Source organism: Arthrobacter sp. UYCo732 (genome assembly GCF_040547265.1).
Classification (GTDB): domain Bacteria; phylum Actinomycetota; class Actinomycetes; order Actinomycetales; family Micrococcaceae; genus Arthrobacter.
On the sequence record NZ_JBEPPJ010000022.1, the window covers coordinates 1 to 16,511 of the forward strand.

The window sequence follows — 16,511 nt, forward strand, 5'->3', positions numbered from 1 at the left end:
AGGCCGGCCCCTTTCCAAGACAAGGAAACCGGCCTCGGGCCGTTACGGCTCAAACCTGAGGAACCCTCAAACAATTACCGACCCACGCACCTAGCTGAAGAGAGCGCTCTTGGGCTCGTTGTGCTTGACCTTCTGCCAGCCCAGCCACAGCACCAGCGCGAAGAACGGAATGGTGGCAAGCGTCCAAAGGCCCAGCATGAACACTTCGCCGGTTTCACTGGTCATGGTGTCGAAACCGATCAGCACGGTGATGGCCAGCAGCGCCACCAGTCCGGCCCAGCTGGTCCACGGCGCGCCGGGCATGGGCAGCGGCGAGACCTTGCCCTTCTTCTTCCGCAGCGCAATCTGGCTCGCAAAGATGGAACCCCACGTGAAGATCACGCCGATCGAGGCCGAGTTCAGGGCGAGGTCGAACGCGTGCGAGCCGCCCAGCCAGATGTTCAGCAGGATGCCCACCAGGTACACGGCGGCGATCGCCAGGATGGCGGCGTACGGAATGTGGCGGCTGGACATTTTGGTCAGCCACTGCGGGGCGTGGCCGTTGTTGGCCATGGTGCGGAAGATGCGGCCGATGGAATACAGGCCGGTGTTGCAGGAGGACAGGGCAGCGGTGATGACGATCATGTTCATCACGTCGCCCATCCAGCCTAGGCCCATCTGGCCGAAGACGGTGACGAACGGCGAGGTGCCGGCATGGTACTGGTCCGAGGGCAGCAGCATGGCCAGCAGCGTCACGGAGCCTACGTAGAACACCACGATGCGGAAGACCACGGCGCGGATTGCCTTGGGGACTTCGCGCTCCGGGTTCTCCATTTCGCCGGCGGTGATGCCCACCAGTTCGATCGCGTTGTAGGCGAAGATGACGGCGTTGAGCACCAGGATCATCACCAGGGCGCCCTTGGGGAACATGCCGCCGTCGTCGTGGAAGAGGTTGTTGACGGACGCGTGTCCGTCGCCCACCTTGGCGTTGGTGACCACCATGAAGGTGCCCACGGCCAGGAAGATGAGGATGGCGGCCACCTTGAGGCAGGAGGCCCAGAATTCGAATTCGCCGAATGCCTTGACGCTGAGCAGGTTCACGGCCACCAGCAGCACCAGCGCGGCGATGGCGGACAGCTCAACGGGGACGTTGGGGAAGAAGAACTGGAAGTACAGGCCGATGGCGATCAGCTCGGCGATGCCCGTCATGGCCCAGTTGATGAAGTACATCCAGCCGGACAGGTAAGCGCCCTTTTTGCCGAACATTTCACCGGCGTAGCTGACGAACGAACCGGACGTCTGGCGGTACATGATCAGCTCGCCGAGTGCCCGCATCAGCAGGTAGGCGATGACGCCGGCGATGGCGTAGGAGAAGACCAGGGCGGGTCCGGTGGAGGCCAGGCGTCCGCCGGCTCCCATAAAGAGCCCGACGCCGATCGCGCCGCCCATCGCGATCATGGTCACGTGGCGGCGGCTCAGGGTCTTTTTGTAGCCCTCAGCGCTGAGGGAAGAGTCGACGGCGGCGGATGGGGCCGTCTGGCTCTGAAGTTCTGTGGGGGTACTTTGAGGCACAACAGTTCCTTGTGGGTTGGGGATGTGCCGGCACCGGACGCCGGGAGTTTTTGTCCAGATAATTCGGCTTTTAGAGCCGTTCAGGGGAATTATCTGGACAAAAACTCTCAGGACGTCGAAGTTCGCGCGGCTCACCCATTCTACAAGGCGAGGGGGAGTGTTCGTGACGCGGGCTACATTCAGCGGCAGTTAAGCTGAATAATTGACAAGCTATTGGCTGCTTCGCAGAACAATGTTCCGCTCGGCGTCCATCCGCACCTCTTAAGTGATTAATGGTTCGGCGCCGGTGGTTGAGCACCCCGTTTCCAGCTGGAACGCGTGCTGGTGGAGCGGACACATCACCACCTTCCGGGTCGACGGTGCCGTCCGCGATGGGGCCGCCTTTGTGCGGACAGACAGCGGACAGTGCGCGCAGGGTGCCGTCCCCGAGCCGGAAGACAGCCACCTGCTCCCCGCCCACGCCAAAGACCCTGCCCTCGCCCAAGGGGATTTGATCCACGGGACCCAGAAGATGCTGAGCGTTCAAAGTCCGTCCATCGGCGGCATGTGGGAGCGGCTGCCGGCGGCGATGATGAGCGTGTCGTACGGCGTCACCCTGCCGTCGCTGAAGAACACGTGTTGGGTGGTGATCATGGACAGATCCTGTCGGCCGGCGGAAAGACTGGCATGAGCCCATCATCCGCCGCCGATGTTTCCGCCCGCCGGTCGGTCCGTAAATTTTCCTTTACGCAAAACTCACCGGCGAAAAGTGACGCCTTGCGGTGCGGGGCGCTGGATCAGAGCCGCGCCAGAACACCCTTGTCCATGGAGTACCGGATCCAGCGTCCGGCCTCGTCGGTCCGCGATTGTTCGCTTTTCTTCGCGCACCGGGCAAACCAGCCCCGGAGGGCCCTGTCATGGCTCACCATCACGAGAGTCCCGGCGAAATCCGCGAGCGCCTCCTCGAGCTGCTCCACGAGAACGGGCGCCAGGTGGTTGGTTGGTTCATCCACGATGAGGGTGCCGTAGCCGCCCAGCAGGAGACGGGCCAAGGCGAGCCTGCGCTGCTGGCCTGCGGAGAGGCTGCCCACAGGGACGTGGAACTCGCTGGTGCGGAACAGGCCCAGGCGCAGGAGTGCTTCGGCGTGTTCATCGATGTTGCCGCCCAGGCCGGCCACAAAGGCGGGCAGCAGGCGGAGGGAGGGACGTTGCGGCAGTTCGAGCTCCTGCTGGAGGTAGCCGATCCGAGCCGGCCGCTTCACTCTCCCCCCGGCCGGCTCCAAAGTGCCCGCGAGCACGGAGAGCAACGTGGACTTGCCGGCGCCGTTGGGACCAGTGATGAGGATCTTCTCGCCGGCGCCCGCTTCGAAATCAGTGGGTGCGAGGCGGCCGGGAACCTGCACGCCTCGGGCTGCCAGGACTGCTGACGGCCCACCCAGCGCGGCCGACGGCGGCCCGACCCCGGCGTCGACGGCCAGCTCCGCATTGAGCCGCAACGGCACCGGCGGGCGGTCCACCGGGCTGGCTTCAAGCCGGCGCAGGCGTTCCTGGGCATTGCGGACCTTGCTGCTCGCCGCTTTCTGCCAGGTGCCGGCCTTGAAATCGAAGCCCATTTTGTCGCCGTCGCGCTTGCGTGCGTAGCCCATCTTCCCGGTCACGGTATCTGCCTGACGCTGTTCGGCCTCCATCGCGTCAATCCAGGTATGGTACTGCTGGACCCAGCGCTGGCGTTCGGCGGCCTTCTCGCGGAGATACCCGTCATAGCCGTTGCCGTAACGGGTCACAGCGCAGCGCTCGGCATCCACCTCGATGACCGTGGTGGCTACCTTGCGGAGCAGCACACGGTCGTGGGACACCACCACCACAGTGCCGCGATGCGCCGCCAGCCGGTCCTCCAGCCAGGCCGTACCCCGCGCATCCAGGTGGTTGGTGGGTTCGTCCAGGAGCAGGATATCCGCAGGATCGGCCAGGACACAGGCCAGCGCCACGCGTTCCTGTTCGCCGCCGGAGAGCGAGCCCAGGATCCGGTTCCGGTCCAGGCCGCCGAGGCCCAGCCGGTCCAGCGCGGCCTCCACCCGGGATTCCGCGGCATAGCCTTCGCGCAGCTGATACTCGGTCTGCAGCCGGCCATACGTTTCCAGTGCGTCGTCCCCGGCCTCGGACAGGCCCGCCTCCAGCCGGTCCAGCTCGGCCTCCAGCGCCCGCAGCGACGCGAGGGATGTGTCGATGGAAGCACCCACGGTGAAGGATCCGGGCAGTCCGTGGGTCTGGGCGAGGTAGCCCACGCGGCCTTGGCTGGCTACGGTGCCTTCGTTGGGAGCTTCCAGGCCGGCCATGATCCGGAGCAGCGTGGATTTCCCGGCGCCATTTTCCCCCACGATCGCCACATGCTCACCGGCGGTGATCACCAGGGTGATGGCGTCCAGCAACTGGCGGTCGCCATAGCTGTGGGAGACGCCTGAAAGGTTTAGGTGTTCGGTCACGAGAAGTCCTTGTAATTTTCCGCAGTGTGGCCAGGGCTGTACCGAAAGTGATCAGGTAATGCTCGACGACGGCACTGGATTCGGGGGAACAGTCCGGGCGTGGCCGGGCTGCGGCTTAGGACTTCATCGGTCCAGCCGCACGCGCGCAGCCGCGTCCGTCAATAACAGCGGCAGCCGCGCACCTAAAGCGTACCGCCCGAGCGTACACCCGCCGTCGGAGGTTCTCCGCAGCCGCCCCTGCAGCCCGGGGGTGCAGCGGATTCTGGCGAGTTAGGCTGAACCTATGGCAACCATCCACCGGCGACCACCCGCTCCGCAGCCGGAGCTGTACCGGTTTTCCACCCTCGACTTCACCACCGTCGGCCTGTACGTGGCCGCTGCCGGACTCTTCGCCGTCGCCGGGGAACTGCTCGCCCCGTTCCTGCGCCAACTGGCACCCAGCCCCGCCGCGGCGTCGTACGGAGTGAACCTCCTCTTCTATGGGTCTATCGGCATCCTCGCTGTGATCGCCGCCCGGCGCGTGATGGCCCGGGACCTGCAGGTGCTGGCCACCCGCCCCTGGTTCACGCTCATGATGGTGCCCCTGGCAGTGATAGCCATGATGATCCTCACCGCGGTGGTGGTGTCGGCCGCCGGCGGGGTTCAGATGTCCGCGAACCAAGCTGGGCTGCAGGAACTCATGCAGCAGGTCCCCGCGTGGCTGATGGTGCCCGTGGTGGTGATTGTGGGCCCGTTTGTGGAGGAGTACATCTTCCGGCACCTGCTAATCGGCAAGCTCAGCCGCCGGCTCAACATCTGGCTGTGCTGTGCCTTGTCCGTAGTGCTGTTCGCCGCCCTCCACATCGTGGGCCAGGAAGCCATCACACTTCCGGCCCTGCTGCCGTACCTGGCCATGGGCGCCACCTTGGTGTTTGTGTATGTGTGGACCGGGAAGAACGTGATGTTCTCCTACTTTGTGCACGCGGCGAAGAACCTCCTGGCCGTGGTGTTTATCTACGCCATCCCGCCCGAGCTCTTCGAACAGCTCCAGCAGGCCCAGCCCTAAAGCAACGACTTCTGCATCAGCTGAGCCGATTACTAGACTTGTCCGGTGAGCAACCAAATTCCCGCCAAGGTGTCCGACGTCTTTGACCCCACCCGCTGGCGCACCGTGTCCGGCTTCGACGATTTTCAGGACATGACCTACCACCGGCAGGTGGAGCGCTCCGGCACCGTTACCAGGGACCTGCCCACCGTCCGGATCGCGTTCAACCGCCCGGAGGTCCGGAACGCGTTCCGCCCCGGCACCGTGGACGAGCTTTACCGCGCAATGGACCACGCCCGGATGACGCCGGATGTCGCCACCGTGCTGCTCACCGGCAACGGCCCCTCCCCGAAAGACGGCGGCCACTCATTCTGCTCCGGCGGGGACCAGCGGATCCGTGGACGTGACGGCTACCGCTATGCCGACGGCGAGACCCAGGAAACCATCGACCCCGCACGTGCCGGCCGCCTCCACATTCTGGAGGTCCAGCGGCTCATGCGCACCATGCCCAAGGTGGTCATCGCCGTCGTGAACGGCTGGGCCGCCGGTGGCGGGCACTCCCTGCACGTGGTCTCCGACCTCACCATCGCCTCCCGCCAGCACGGCAAGTTCAAGCAGACGGACGCCACGGTGGGAAGCTTCGACGCCGGTTACGGCTCGGCTCTGCTGGCCCGCCAGATCGGCCAAAAGTCCGCCCGGGAAATCTTCTTCCTGGCCCGCGAGTACTCCGCGGAGGACATGGTCCGGATGGGCGCCGTGAACGAGGCCGTGGACCACGAACGCCTCGAGGAAGTGGCCCTGGAATACGCCGCGGACATCGCCCGCCAGTCACCCCAGGCCATCCGCATGCTCAAATTCGCCTTCAACCTCGCCGACGACGGCCTGGCCGGCCAGCAGGTCTTCGCCGGCGAAGCCACCCGCCTGGCCTACATGACGGATGAGGCGGTGGAAGGAAAGGAAGCTTTCCTGGAAAAACGCGACCCGGACTGGTCCCGCTTCCCGCACTACTTCTAAGGCAGGAAGGCACATGAACATCGGACACCAGCACATCGGGCCTCTGGACATCGAACCTGCACTCACTGCCCTAACCGCTGCCCTCCGCGGCGAGGGGCCCGCCGTCGAACTTTCCGTGAGCCCCGACGGCGAGCTGGTGGTGGGTCACACGGAGACACCCGGCTGCGATGACGCCGTGGCGGTGGTCCGTACGTCCGGCTCGACCGGCGCGCCGAAGGCCACAGTCCTGACTGTCGAGGCGCTGGCGGCCTCTTCCATGGCCACCGCGCTGGCACTCCAGGGCGAAGGCCAGTGGCTGCTGGCGCTGCCGGTGCAGTTCGTGGCTGGCGTCCAGGTCCTGGTGCGGTCCCTGTTCGCCGGGACGCGGCCGTGGGTCATGGACATGTCCGGCGGCTTCACGCCCGCGGCGTTCACGGCCGGCGCCCTGGAGCTGACCGATAAGGTCCGCTTCACCTCGCTGGTGCCCACCCAGCTTCAGCGCCTCCTCGACTCGCCGTCCGCGGAAACGTTGGCCGTGCTCCGCCGCTTCGACGGCATCCTGCTGGGCGGCGCGCCGGCGTCGGCCGGGCTGTTGGCGGCCGCCCGCGAGGCCGGCCTGAAGGTCATCACCACCTACGGCTCCGCTGAAACGTGCGGCGGCTGCGTGTACGACGGCGTGCCGCTGACGGGCGTGGAAGTCCGGATAACGGAGCACGGCCGGATCCTGCTGGGCGGCGACACCGTGGCCGCCGGCTACCTCGACGCGCCCGAAAGCACGGACACGTTTTATGAGGAAGACGGCGTCCGCTGGTACCGCACAAATGATCTGGGCACGCTGGACGCGGACGGCCGGCTCACCGTGCTGGGCCGCGCCGACGACGTCATCATCACCGGCGGCGTCAAGGTCTCCGCGGCGCATGTGCAGGAAGAGCTGGTAAAGTCCGACGGCGTCGCAGCGGCTTTTGTAGCAGGCGTTCCGTCCGCTGAATGGGGCCAGGCCGTGGCCGCCTACGTTGCGCTGGCAGGCGCCGACGGCGCCTCCCCCACCGGGGATCACGCCGTCGTACTTGAACAGGACTGGCACCGGCGGCTGGGCCTGCTGGCGCCGAAAACGGTGCTGGCAGCCACCGAGTTGCTCATGCTTCCCAACGGCAAGCCGGACCGCCTGGCCATGATCGAGCGGCTCAACTCCCTGCACGAGGGAAAGTAGAGTAGAGCTGCACCGGCGGCGCGACTGCGGCCGGTGCGCAACCGTTTCACCGTTCTCCCAACCCAACACGAGGTACACACCGTGGCCACAGCCGCACAATGGATCCAAGGCGCCCGCCTCCGCACGTTACCGGCCGCCATCGCCCCGGTGCTGATCGGCACCGCAGCGGCCTACGAGCTGAATTCATTCCGCCCCGTCAACGCCGTCCTGGCTGCCTTGGTGGCGCTGCTTCTGCAGCTGGGGGTGAACTATGCCAACGACTATTCCGACGGCGTCCGCGGCACCGACGAGGATCGGGTGGGCCCGCTGCGGCTGGTGGGCTCGGGCGCGGCCAAACCCGAGCATGTGAAATATGCCGCATTCGGAATGTTTGCCCTAGCCATGCTGTTCGGCCTGGCGCTGGTGATCATCACCCAGAGCTGGTGGCTGATCCTCGTGGGAATTGGCTGCGTGGTGGCGGCCTGGGGTTACACCGGTGGCAAGAACCCCTACGGCTACATGGGCCTGGGCGACGTATTTGTGTTTGTCTTCTTTGGCCTGGTGGCAACCCTCGGAACCACCTACACCCAGGCCGGGCAGGTGAGCCTGCCAGCGGTCATCGGCGCGATTGGTACCGGCCTGATTGCGTGCGCCCTGCTGATGGCCAACAACGTCCGCGATATCCCCACGGACCTCCAGGCCGGGAAGAAGACCCTGGCCGTGCGCCTGGGTGACAAGCATGCCCGCGAAAGCTACGTGCTGATGCTCGCAGTGGCCATCCTGCTGGTGGTGATCCTCGCGCCGGGGCGGCCGTGGATACTGATCGTGCTGCTCCTCATCCCGGCCTGCCTGATGCCAGCCTGGCTGATGATCAACGGCCGCAAACGCAAGAGCCTGATCCCCGTGCTCAAACAGACCGGCCTGATCAACCTCGGCTACAGCCTGCTGTTCTCACTGGGGCTGGTGCTCAGCCACGGATTCTAGGCGTCGGGGGTCTTGGGGGTGCTGCTGCGGATGGTGACGTCCGGGTTGGCTGCCGTGAGCCTGTCCTCGGCGTCCGCGTCAGCGGCCTCACCGGCGCTACGCGCCGGTTTGGTCTTTCCGGTGAACCGGTCATGGAGGGCGGCGGCCGCGTCGTCGCGCTGCTTCTGGAAGAACAGGTAGCTGACCGCGAAAGCGATCAGCCCCGCGCAGATGACGGACAGCACCGCCCCCAGCTGCAGGAACATAAACAACGCAAAGAGCGGCGCAAACAGCGCCAGCCGGATCAGGGAGTATTTCAGGAAGGCCACTATCCAAGTTTAGCCGCCCTGCCTGAACGCCAGCCGCCTGCGGACGATAGACTTAATGGCATGCTCTTCCGTGTGGGTTTGGCCGTGGCAGTTCTCGTCATCTTTGTGTATGGCCTCGTGGACGTGATCCGCACTGACGCACGCCTGACCCGGGGCATTTCCAAACCGGCCTGGATCATTGTGATGATTGTCCTGCCGGTGATCGGCGCCATCCTGTGGCTCCTGATCGGCCGTCCCCGGGACTCCGCTCCGGGCCGCCGGAGCTACGGCGGGCCCACGGCTCCGGATGATGATCCCGATTTCCTCCGGAACCTGGAAATGCGCCGCCGGAACCAGGCCGAAGCCGCCCGCCTCAAGAAGCTTAATGATGAACTCGACGCCAAGGCGAAGGCCGACGACGATCCTGCGGGTGCCGGACCGGACAGCACAGGAGACGCAGACTCCCATGACACCGGCGACATGAAGTAGGACCTATGCCACAGCACCCCGACGGAAAAAACCAACTGCCAGTTGCACCCGACGGGGCCGCTTCGCCCCCGCCGCGGCCCGGCCTGTCCTACTGGGCCCCAGCGCCTATCGAGGTCATCCCGCCCACGCCCCGCGGCGTCAGCCTGGCGCGGGTACTTTGGCTGCTCAGCTTCGTCGCTGGTGTGGCCGTCATCGTAGGCTCTTTCCTCGCCCGGACCTCCCACTTGGAGCGGCTCCGCGCCGTGGTGGACAAGATGGCCCCGGGCGGAGATGCCAACGCCATCAGCACGTCCACTGCCATCGTTTTCTGGAGCAGCCTCAGCGTCCTGCTTCTGCTGATTGTGCTTCAGGTGGTGCTGCTCGCTGTTATCTTTGCCCGCCGCGGCTGGGCCCGCTGGCTGTTGTTCCTGCTGCTGACGTGCCAGATCCCGGCGATGGCGGTGGCCGCTGCGTTCCTGGTTCCCGAGGGCGACGCCGGCAGTACCGTTCTCCTCCTGTGGGCCGCCCAGTTGGTGCTCGCGTTCGTTGGTCTGCTGGTCCTGTTCCTGCCAGCCGCCGGGAGGTGGTTCCGGTCGCGGCTTCCCCGGCCTTAGCGGTCCCTATATCTCGCGGCGCTGCTGCGGCGGCGCGTCCTCAGGCGGGCTGCCGGTGCAACTGCAGCCCTGCGGACTCCGCCAGGATGCCCTCGCAGCTGCGCATCACTACACGGCACGCCTCCACCGCGGACCGGTCCGTCAATGGATTCTCGGACACGACCCGCCACCGGTGGAGGATCTGATGTGCTGTGGTGCTGATGTCCTCCGGCGACGCCTCCGGAGCGAGACCCAGCCGGACGTGCGCTGCCACACCGTCTCCACCTATGACCCGCTCCGCTTCGGTGGCCAGTTCGTGCCTTAGGGTAACTCCGGTGGTGCGCAACGTGGCCAGGAGGCGCAGCTCCCGGAACTCGTGTGCGTTGATCTGAAGGCGTTCCAGCGCTGCTATCAGGTGCGGTGTGCCGCTCCGCGGTGAGTTGCGCAGCAGTGCTTCCACGCCCACCAGGGCGGTGCGGGCCTTCAGCGCGTCGGCACGGGCGTGGAACTGCCCCGCCAGCATGGCCAGCAGCGGGTCCAGCCCGCTGCGCCGGGCCAGCTCATGCGCCAGCGGCGTGGGGTCGGTGAAGCCCGCGCGGATCAGGACAACGCCCAGCCGGATCCCGAACAGCCCAAACCGCGCAAGCAGTTGCGCCCTCGCATCCGCCGTGAGGCCTTCCGGAACGTCCGAGCGCAGGAACCTGTCTGCGGAAAGCAGCAACCGTTCCCGTTCCCCCCGGCCCATGGCGGCCAGGAGCGCCAGCGACTCGTAGTCGGACTGGCGCATGCTCCGGGCGCTCTGGGCCAGGAGACCTGCCACCGGGACCACCCCCAATGCCAGCTTGCGCAGGCTGGGGTCCCGGCGGTACCGCTCGGCGATGTCCCCCGCGGAAAGCAGGGAATCAATCCTGCCCGCGCCGATTTCATCGGCCCGGGACAGGACAGCCAAAGCATTGACTGTGCCGGAGCGTCCCGCTTCTGTGTCCTTGAAGGACTCCAGAAACCGGAGATCGGCTGCGTGCATGTGCCGCATCAGGTAGACCACGGCGTCGGCCTGGGAGGGCGAATCTTCAGGTGTGAGGAAACCGACGGACCGCGCAGACACGTCCTCGGACAGTGAGGCGATGCCCGGGGTGTCGATAAGGGTAACGTTCCGCAGGCTCTCCGACGGCCACTCCACTACCAGGCGTTCCACGTCCTGGGATCGTTCCTTACCCAGGTCGAACACGAGCCGCCCGTTGGTCCGCTTCAGGGGCAGGAGGCGCGGTTCGCCTGCCACGGGGTGGAGCGTGATGCGGGGCGAATGGGCAAACCTGTACCACGTGACGACGCGGGTGCATTCTCCGGTGTCGGTAGGGGCAATTTCTTCCCCGATGATTGCGTTAAGCAGAGTTGACTTTCCGGCTTTGACCATCCCTGCAACGGCAATCCGCAAGGGTTCGGCCAGCCTGTCGGCGTACCCGTCCAGCGCTGCCACCGCTGCCGGGTCATCACGGTAGACGGCTTGGGCTGCCTGGATCAGGTCTGCCACGCCGGCGAGGGTCGACGTCCTCATCGGGCAGCCACCACCACGGGTGCCCCCTCTGGTGTGGATGCTGGACCGGTTACTGGCTTGGCCGGTGACGGCTCCTTGTCCACCAGCCCCTGGGCAGCCTGGTTCAGGGCGTCCACCCGCTTGAGTTCGGCCTTGATCTCCCGGACTCGCATTTCCTTTTCCAGCGTATAAGTGGTTGCTGCCTTTTGCGCGGCCGCCACGGAATCCGACAATGAACGGTGGTGTTCCTCGGCAATTTCGGTGAAGTGGTCCCGGGTGGACCGCTGGACCAGCCGGAGCCTGTCCTTCAGCTGCTTTCCCACCTGGAACGTCACGTCGTCCAGCTGGCGGCGGACCAGTACCTTGGCTTCAGCCTGCCGGCGTTTAAGTCTGTTCTCCTTGTCCTCCCGGTACGCCTTGCGCCCCAGCAGCAGGCCGGCGCCAACGGAGAGCGGATTGATCAGGGCCATGCCGAAGATGCCCGTCAGCAGCCCGAACATGAGAACGCCGCCGTAGGAACCCCGCATGCCGATCAGGACTTTTTGCATTGGATTGACGCGCCCGTCATCCAAGGTGGGCATGTCATCCACTGGATCCAGCGCGTCCCCCGTGTCGGAAACGCGGAGCAAAGGGAGCGAGACTTCATCCTCAGAGAAGTGCTCGGCAACCTGCGTGGCCAGCCACTGTGTCCGCTCACTCGTCCAGACGAAGGTGTCCGAGATTGCGGAGGCTGCACACTCCTCGAGCCAATTGGTGAACGCCACCCAACTGGGTCCCGGATCGCCAAGGTCAATGGCGGTCTCGGCCTCGCGCTGGATCCGCCGCAACCGGTCCCGCAGGTCGTACTCCATGTCGGCGATCAGGTCACCGATGCCGTCGTTGAGTGTGATCTGCCAGCGGGCGGAGCGTTTGCGGAGGTCGTCGGCCTCGAGTTTGGCCGCTTCAAGGCCAGCGATCATGGCAGGGGTGGCTTCAGGATCCTCCAACGCGGTCAGCTCGGACTGCAAGGAAAGCCGCAGGTTGTCCGTGACGGAGAGCAGGTCCTGGCTCACCGAGCGTCGCTGGATCCGCTCAGCATTTCCCACAATCTCATTCCGCAGATGGCCGATTAGGGCGGGGAAGCCGGATTCGTTGTTCAGTTCCCCGTCCTGCTGCTGCGCCGCTTCAAGCCGGAGATCCGAGGACACCGGAAACAGCGGAATCTCAGGTGAGACGTCGGCGAGGTGTCCGCGGTCCAGCTCAGCCACCCGGCGCCATTCCGGGTACAGGTCGGTTTTGGACAGCACCCCCACCACGCTGGGCGTGATGCGCATGGCCTGCCGCAGGAACCGCACTTCCGGTTCGGTGTATTCCTGCGAGGCATCCGAGACGAGCAGCATGGCGTCCGCGGTCGGAAGGGCGGTGAGCGTGGTCAGCGTGTGGGTTGAGCCCAAACCGCCGACGCCGGGCGAGTCAACCACCGTCAGGCCGCCGGCAAGCAGTTTACGCGGCAGGAACACCTCGGCGGCCACCAGTTTCTTGGCGTTACCGGGATTCCCGCGCTCGGAGACATAGGCGGCCAGGTCACCGATGTTAATGGGCACGCGTTCGACTGCTTGGTCGTCGAGGAGCTCAGCGTCAGCCCGGGGAAGGAGGACAAATGCGGACGCCGGATCACCGTGCCGGACGACGGTTGGCACGGAGGTGGCGATGTCGTCGTCGACGGGGCACACCGGCGCGTTGACCATGGCGTTAATGAGCTTGCTTTTGCCCTGCTTGAATTCGCCGACAACGATCACGCGGATGCTGGGGTCCGCCAACCGACCCAGCGTCTGCTCTAGGCGTTTCCGAAGGTCAGCCCGCTCTCCCTCGCTGACGAGGTCAATGCCCTGCTGCACCAGCCCGGACAGCTGTGCCGCCGTCAAAGGGTTCGAGGACCTGGCTGGTCCTTGGGGGCCCGGCGTCGTTGCCGGATCCGCGGGTCGCTGCTCTTCAACCATTACCAGTCCTTTGGTCGAGTTCAGAAGTGGAAATCAGGTAGCCCGGGAGGAGCCCGGCAGGAGGTTGGACTCCTGCCGGGCGCCGCCTGGATGCTACTGGGGGTCGCTACTACAGATTGACATCGTCAACTGCAACCTCGTTGAACGACTCGGCGATGTCGACCTGGGCATTCAGTTCAGTGTTGATCGAGTTGTCCTCGGTGAAGTCGAGGGTGTTATCAGCCACAACGGTGTTGCCCGCAATGACCGCCGAGTTGTCTTGGAAGGAATCCGCGATATCCACCGCCAGGTTGGTGTTCGTGGAGTTGTCGGAGTTATCCGTGGCCGTAAGGGAGCGGTCGGAGTTATCCGTTGCCGTAAAGGAGCGGTCGGAGTTATCCGTTGCCGTAAAGGAGCGGTCGGAGTTATCCGAGCGGTCCGAGTTGTCCGACCGGTCGGAGTTATCCGTGACCGTAACGGAGCGGTCGGAGTTGTCCGAGTTGTCGGAGTTGTCCGAGTTGTCGTTGTACGAATCGGAAACGTCGAGGTCGATGTCTGTGTTGTAGGAATCGGAAATGTCCGTACGTGTGTTGCCGACGCTGGCGTCACGGCCGGCGTTGACGGAGTTGTCCGTGGAGCTGTCATTCGAGTTGTCAGCATTGTACGAGTCACTGACATTGTTGGAGTTCCGCATGTCAACGTCATCGCCGGCAGCCACTGCACGGTCACCTGAGGCAGTGACGGAGCTGTTCTCGAACCACTGGCTGACGTCGCCGTTGGCCCAGATGTTCTGGTTGACGGACTGATCGGTGATGGTGTCGCGGTCGTCCACCGTTGAAGTCCAGGAGTAGTTGTTGACCACGTTGTGCAGCTGCTGGACAGCGTGGTCGTGGTCGCTGTGACCACCCGTGCCACCGTGGCCACCGTCGCCACCGTGGCCACCGTCGCCACCCTGGCCACCGTGGCCACCGTGGCCACCGCCGGCCGGCGGGGGGGTTGCGGCGACGCCGCCACCGCCGGTTGCTGCGCCGTTGCCGCCGGTGTTGTACGAGCGGTCGAAGGAAGACGCGTTGAGGGTGATCGGTGCGAAGTCCAGGACGACGGGCATTGCCGCGTCGACATCAGAAGAGCAGACGTCGCCCAGACCGGCGTGTTGCAGTGACCGCTCCGGACTGTTTAAAAATTCCTGCGCTGCCTGCTGGTTTCCGAAAAGGTGCATCAGAAATTGGACGAGGTCGTTGGCGAGTGTGGTCATTTGGTGGTCCTCAAATCTTCTCTGAGTTGTAGTTGGCCCTGCTTCGTTGCCGGGCTTGAATCAAACGTATGGTCCCGCAGGTGGACGGGGCATCGGGCTCGTTCCCCCTCTCGAACGGACCCCCTCCCGGGACCCGGAGACCGAGCCTTTAGGGGCATTAGGTGATCAGTCGGGTGGGGGATTCTCGATTCCCAAGGCGAGCCTGAGCCTGACCAGCAGGTCTGAGCGGTTTTCAGCGCCCAACCGGCGGCGCATCCGGGCAATATGGTGCTCCGCGGTGCGCGGGGAGATATAGATCTCTTCCCCGATTTCCCGGTAGGTTTTTCCCTCCAGCACCAACCTTGCCACTTCTTTTTCGCGTTCGCTCAGCACCGAGGCATCCGATTGGCGGGCTCCATTGCCCTGGTCCACGGCAGGAGCGTTGTGAACCGCGGATTGCCCGGCAGGGTTCGCCCCGGCAGAGTACGCCTGCGGGTGGAGGTCCCGGGCACAGGACAACAGGCGCAGCATGTCCCTGCGCTCACTTGCCCGCGCAGCGGCGTGGCCTGCCAGCCGCGCTCCTTCCCAGGGCATCCCGACGGCGTTCAGCCCCCGGGCCGCTGCCTCTACGTCCGCTGTCTGGAACCTACTGGCCAGGACCGACACCCAGGCTTTGCCCGCAACAGCCAGCCGCGACGCAAGGTGGCTGTGGTCTGCGGCGCGGGCAAGCGCTGCCGCATGGGGTGCCAAAGCAGCGGGGCTTTCATTCAAGAGTGCTGCTTGGACGGCAGCCCAGTGCAGGGGGACAGCCCACAGTGGCGGCTCGCCGAGATCCCGCAAGAGCTTCCACGCCTCATCGAGGTAATGCGAGACCCGCCTTGTCTCCCTTAACCGGGCGGCGGTAATCATCAGTTCCCCCCACGGCAGCAGGCTGTACAGGTCCACCGCCGTATGCAGCATGGCTTCGCGGGCCCGTTCCCAGGCCAGGACCAGGTCGCGGACCTCCCCGCTCCGGCGCGCCAGGCCAACTTCCAGGGCCGCGCAGAGGAACTCATCCCGCGGCACCAGTGGCCAGTGGTTGGCTTTGGAGGCCTCGTTGATGGCCAGCCTCGCTTCACCCGGGTTGTCCTGCTGCATGGCCGACCAGGCCTTGAGGAGGAACAGCCGGGGCTTGACCGCGTCGCCGCCCTGGCTGGCAGCGGCCGCGGCGCGCACGATGGTTTCCGCGAGGTGAGGTTCGCCGGTGTGCAGGGCCATGAGCGCGGCCAACGCACCAGGCGTATCCGGAACCGGCAGGACGGCTCCCGATGCGTTCAGCATGTCTGACGCATGGATCAGAAGTGGAAGTCCCTGGTGCGGGTCCCCGGACAACGATTCCAGGATTCCAGCGGCAGTCTGCGCCTGTGACACGGCCAATGAAGTGGGCGACGCCGGTGCCGAGCCTTTCGGGAACATTGCCTCGGCACCTGCACGGTTGCCGCAGCCGATCAGGGCAACGGCAGCCGCGGGGCCGGAGGGACCCGCCCGTTCCGGTCCCAACCAGGTGTACACGTCTGCGCCGCGGGCCAGCATACCCCGCTGCGCCCAGACTGCGGCAGAGACGTCCACCCCCAGTCGAAGGTCCGGCGGATCAGGGCACATCAAAAGCCAGTCGATGATCCGTCCGGCGGCATCCAGGTCCCCGGTGGCCGAAGCGGCCTGGGCGCGGCGGGCCGCGGTGGCCAGCTCATCCGCGCCGGCCACGAGGGCCTCGTCGTAGAGTTGGACAGCCAGGCCCGGATCGTGCTCGAGTGCCCGGTCACCGGCTTTTTCGAGTTCGGCGGCAACGCGGCGGTCAGCGAGCCCGCTGCGTGCCAGTTCACGGGCGAGTTCGCCCAGGGGACGGCCTTCCGAAGCAAAGGAGCCCACGAGTTCGCGCTGCAGCGCATGGAGCCGCGGGGTGGGTGTGGATGTCAAGAGGGCATGTTGGACGGTTCCCACCACCGTGCCGTCGGGATGGAGAAGCCCGGACGATTCCGCCCGGGCCACCAACAATTCAAGGCTCTCCACGTCGCCGTCGGCCACCTTGCGGGCCAGTTCCTGCGGCAACGGTCCGGGGAGGGTGAAACCGACAGACAGTGCCAGCAGTAGCTCCCGGACGGCGGCGGTCTCACCGCTAAGCTGCTCGGCCAGGTGCTGAGGGTTGGCGGTCGCCGTGGATTCCAGTGCAGGCGGGACCTCATGCGGCATCATGC

General features: G+C 65.6%; 13 protein-coding genes and 1 pseudogene. 6 read left to right on the plus strand and 8 right to left on the minus strand.

Features of this window, described 5'->3' with window-relative positions; translation table 11 throughout:
- Positions 1-90: 90 nt before the first annotated feature.
- The 3 genes and pseudogenes from ABIB45_RS19455 to ABIB45_RS19465 all read right to left on the minus strand — a co-directional run bounded on the left by ABIB45_RS19455 (position 91) and on the right by ABIB45_RS19465 (position 4,013).
- Positions 91-1,551: an amino acid permease gene (locus ABIB45_RS19455; protein ID WP_354217489.1), complete on the minus strand. Its 1,461-nt coding sequence runs from the start codon at positions 1,549-1,551 to the stop codon at positions 91-93.
- A gap of 261 nt (positions 1,552-1,812) precedes the next feature.
- A pseudogene (locus tag ABIB45_RS19460) lies at positions 1,813-2,077 on the minus strand (Rieske (2Fe-2S) protein).
- Between the two features lie 250 nt (positions 2,078-2,327).
- Positions 2,328-4,013: an ABC-F family ATP-binding cassette domain-containing protein gene (locus tag ABIB45_RS19465; RefSeq protein ID WP_354217490.1), complete on the minus strand. Its 1,686-nt coding sequence runs from the start codon at positions 4,011-4,013 to the stop codon at positions 2,328-2,330.
- 283 nt (positions 4,014-4,296) lie between these two features.
- On the opposite strand from ABIB45_RS19465, the gene ABIB45_RS19470 reads away from it, so the two are divergent.
- The 4 genes from ABIB45_RS19470 (at position 4,297) to ABIB45_RS19485 (ending at position 8,203) form a co-directional block, all read left to right on the plus strand.
- The gene (locus ABIB45_RS19470; protein WP_354217491.1) at positions 4,297-5,058 is read left to right on the plus strand and encodes a CPBP family intramembrane glutamic endopeptidase; all 762 of its coding nucleotides are present in this window, start codon (positions 4,297-4,299) and stop codon (positions 5,056-5,058) included.
- A gap of 45 nt (positions 5,059-5,103) precedes the next feature.
- Positions 5,104-6,051 carry a 1,4-dihydroxy-2-naphthoyl-CoA synthase gene (locus ABIB45_RS19475; protein ID WP_354217492.1) on the plus strand — a complete coding sequence of 316 codons (948 nt, stop codon included), beginning with the start codon at positions 5,104-5,106 and terminating at the stop codon, positions 6,049-6,051.
- 13 nt (positions 6,052-6,064) lie between these two features.
- Positions 6,065-7,240 carry an AMP-binding protein gene (locus ABIB45_RS19480; RefSeq protein WP_354217493.1) on the plus strand — a complete coding sequence of 392 codons (1,176 nt, stop codon included), beginning with the start codon at positions 6,065-6,067 and terminating at the stop codon, positions 7,238-7,240.
- Between the two features lie 81 nt (positions 7,241-7,321).
- Entirely contained in the window at positions 7,322-8,203 is an 882-nt protein-coding gene (locus ABIB45_RS19485) for a 1,4-dihydroxy-2-naphthoate polyprenyltransferase (RefSeq protein ID WP_354217494.1), read from the plus strand.
- On the opposite strand, the gene ABIB45_RS19490 is transcribed toward ABIB45_RS19485, so the two are convergent.
- Entirely contained in the window at positions 8,200-8,511 is a 312-nt protein-coding gene (locus tag ABIB45_RS19490) for a DUF4229 domain-containing protein (protein ID WP_354217495.1), read from the minus strand. The genes ABIB45_RS19485 and ABIB45_RS19490 overlap by 4 nt on opposite strands.
- 60 nt (positions 8,512-8,571) lie before the next feature.
- Between ABIB45_RS19490 and ABIB45_RS19495 the strand changes: the two genes are divergently transcribed.
- On the plus strand, positions 8,572-8,979 hold the full coding sequence (locus tag ABIB45_RS19495) for a PLD nuclease N-terminal domain-containing protein (RefSeq protein WP_354217496.1): 408 nt from the start codon (positions 8,572-8,574) through the stop codon (positions 8,977-8,979).
- A gap of 5 nt (positions 8,980-8,984) precedes the next feature.
- Entirely contained in the window at positions 8,985-9,572 is a 588-nt protein-coding gene (locus tag ABIB45_RS19500) for a hypothetical protein (RefSeq protein WP_354217497.1), read from the plus strand.
- Positions 9,573-9,612: 40 nt separating this feature from the next.
- Here the strand turns inward: ABIB45_RS19500 and ABIB45_RS19505 are convergent, their stop codons facing one another.
- From ABIB45_RS19505 to ABIB45_RS19520, 4 genes are all read right to left on the minus strand, one after another.
- Entirely contained in the window at positions 9,613-11,106 is a 1,494-nt protein-coding gene (locus tag ABIB45_RS19505; RefSeq protein WP_354217498.1) for a dynamin family protein, read from the minus strand.
- Positions 11,103-13,064 carry a dynamin family protein gene (locus ABIB45_RS19510; RefSeq protein ID WP_354217499.1) on the minus strand — a complete coding sequence of 654 codons (1,962 nt, stop codon included), beginning with the start codon at positions 13,062-13,064 and terminating at the stop codon, positions 11,103-11,105. The genes ABIB45_RS19505 and ABIB45_RS19510 overlap by 4 nt, the downstream gene beginning before the upstream one ends.
- 109 nt (positions 13,065-13,173) lie before the next feature.
- Entirely contained in the window at positions 13,174-14,298 is a 1,125-nt protein-coding gene (locus tag ABIB45_RS19515; RefSeq protein WP_354217500.1) for an IniB N-terminal domain-containing protein, read from the minus strand.
- A 165-nt stretch (positions 14,299-14,463) separates the two neighbouring features.
- Positions 14,464-16,506 carry a LuxR C-terminal-related transcriptional regulator gene (locus ABIB45_RS19520; protein WP_502909208.1) on the minus strand — a complete coding sequence of 681 codons (2,043 nt, stop codon included), beginning with the start codon at positions 16,504-16,506 and terminating at the stop codon, positions 14,464-14,466.
- Positions 16,507-16,511: the final 5 nt, after the last annotated feature.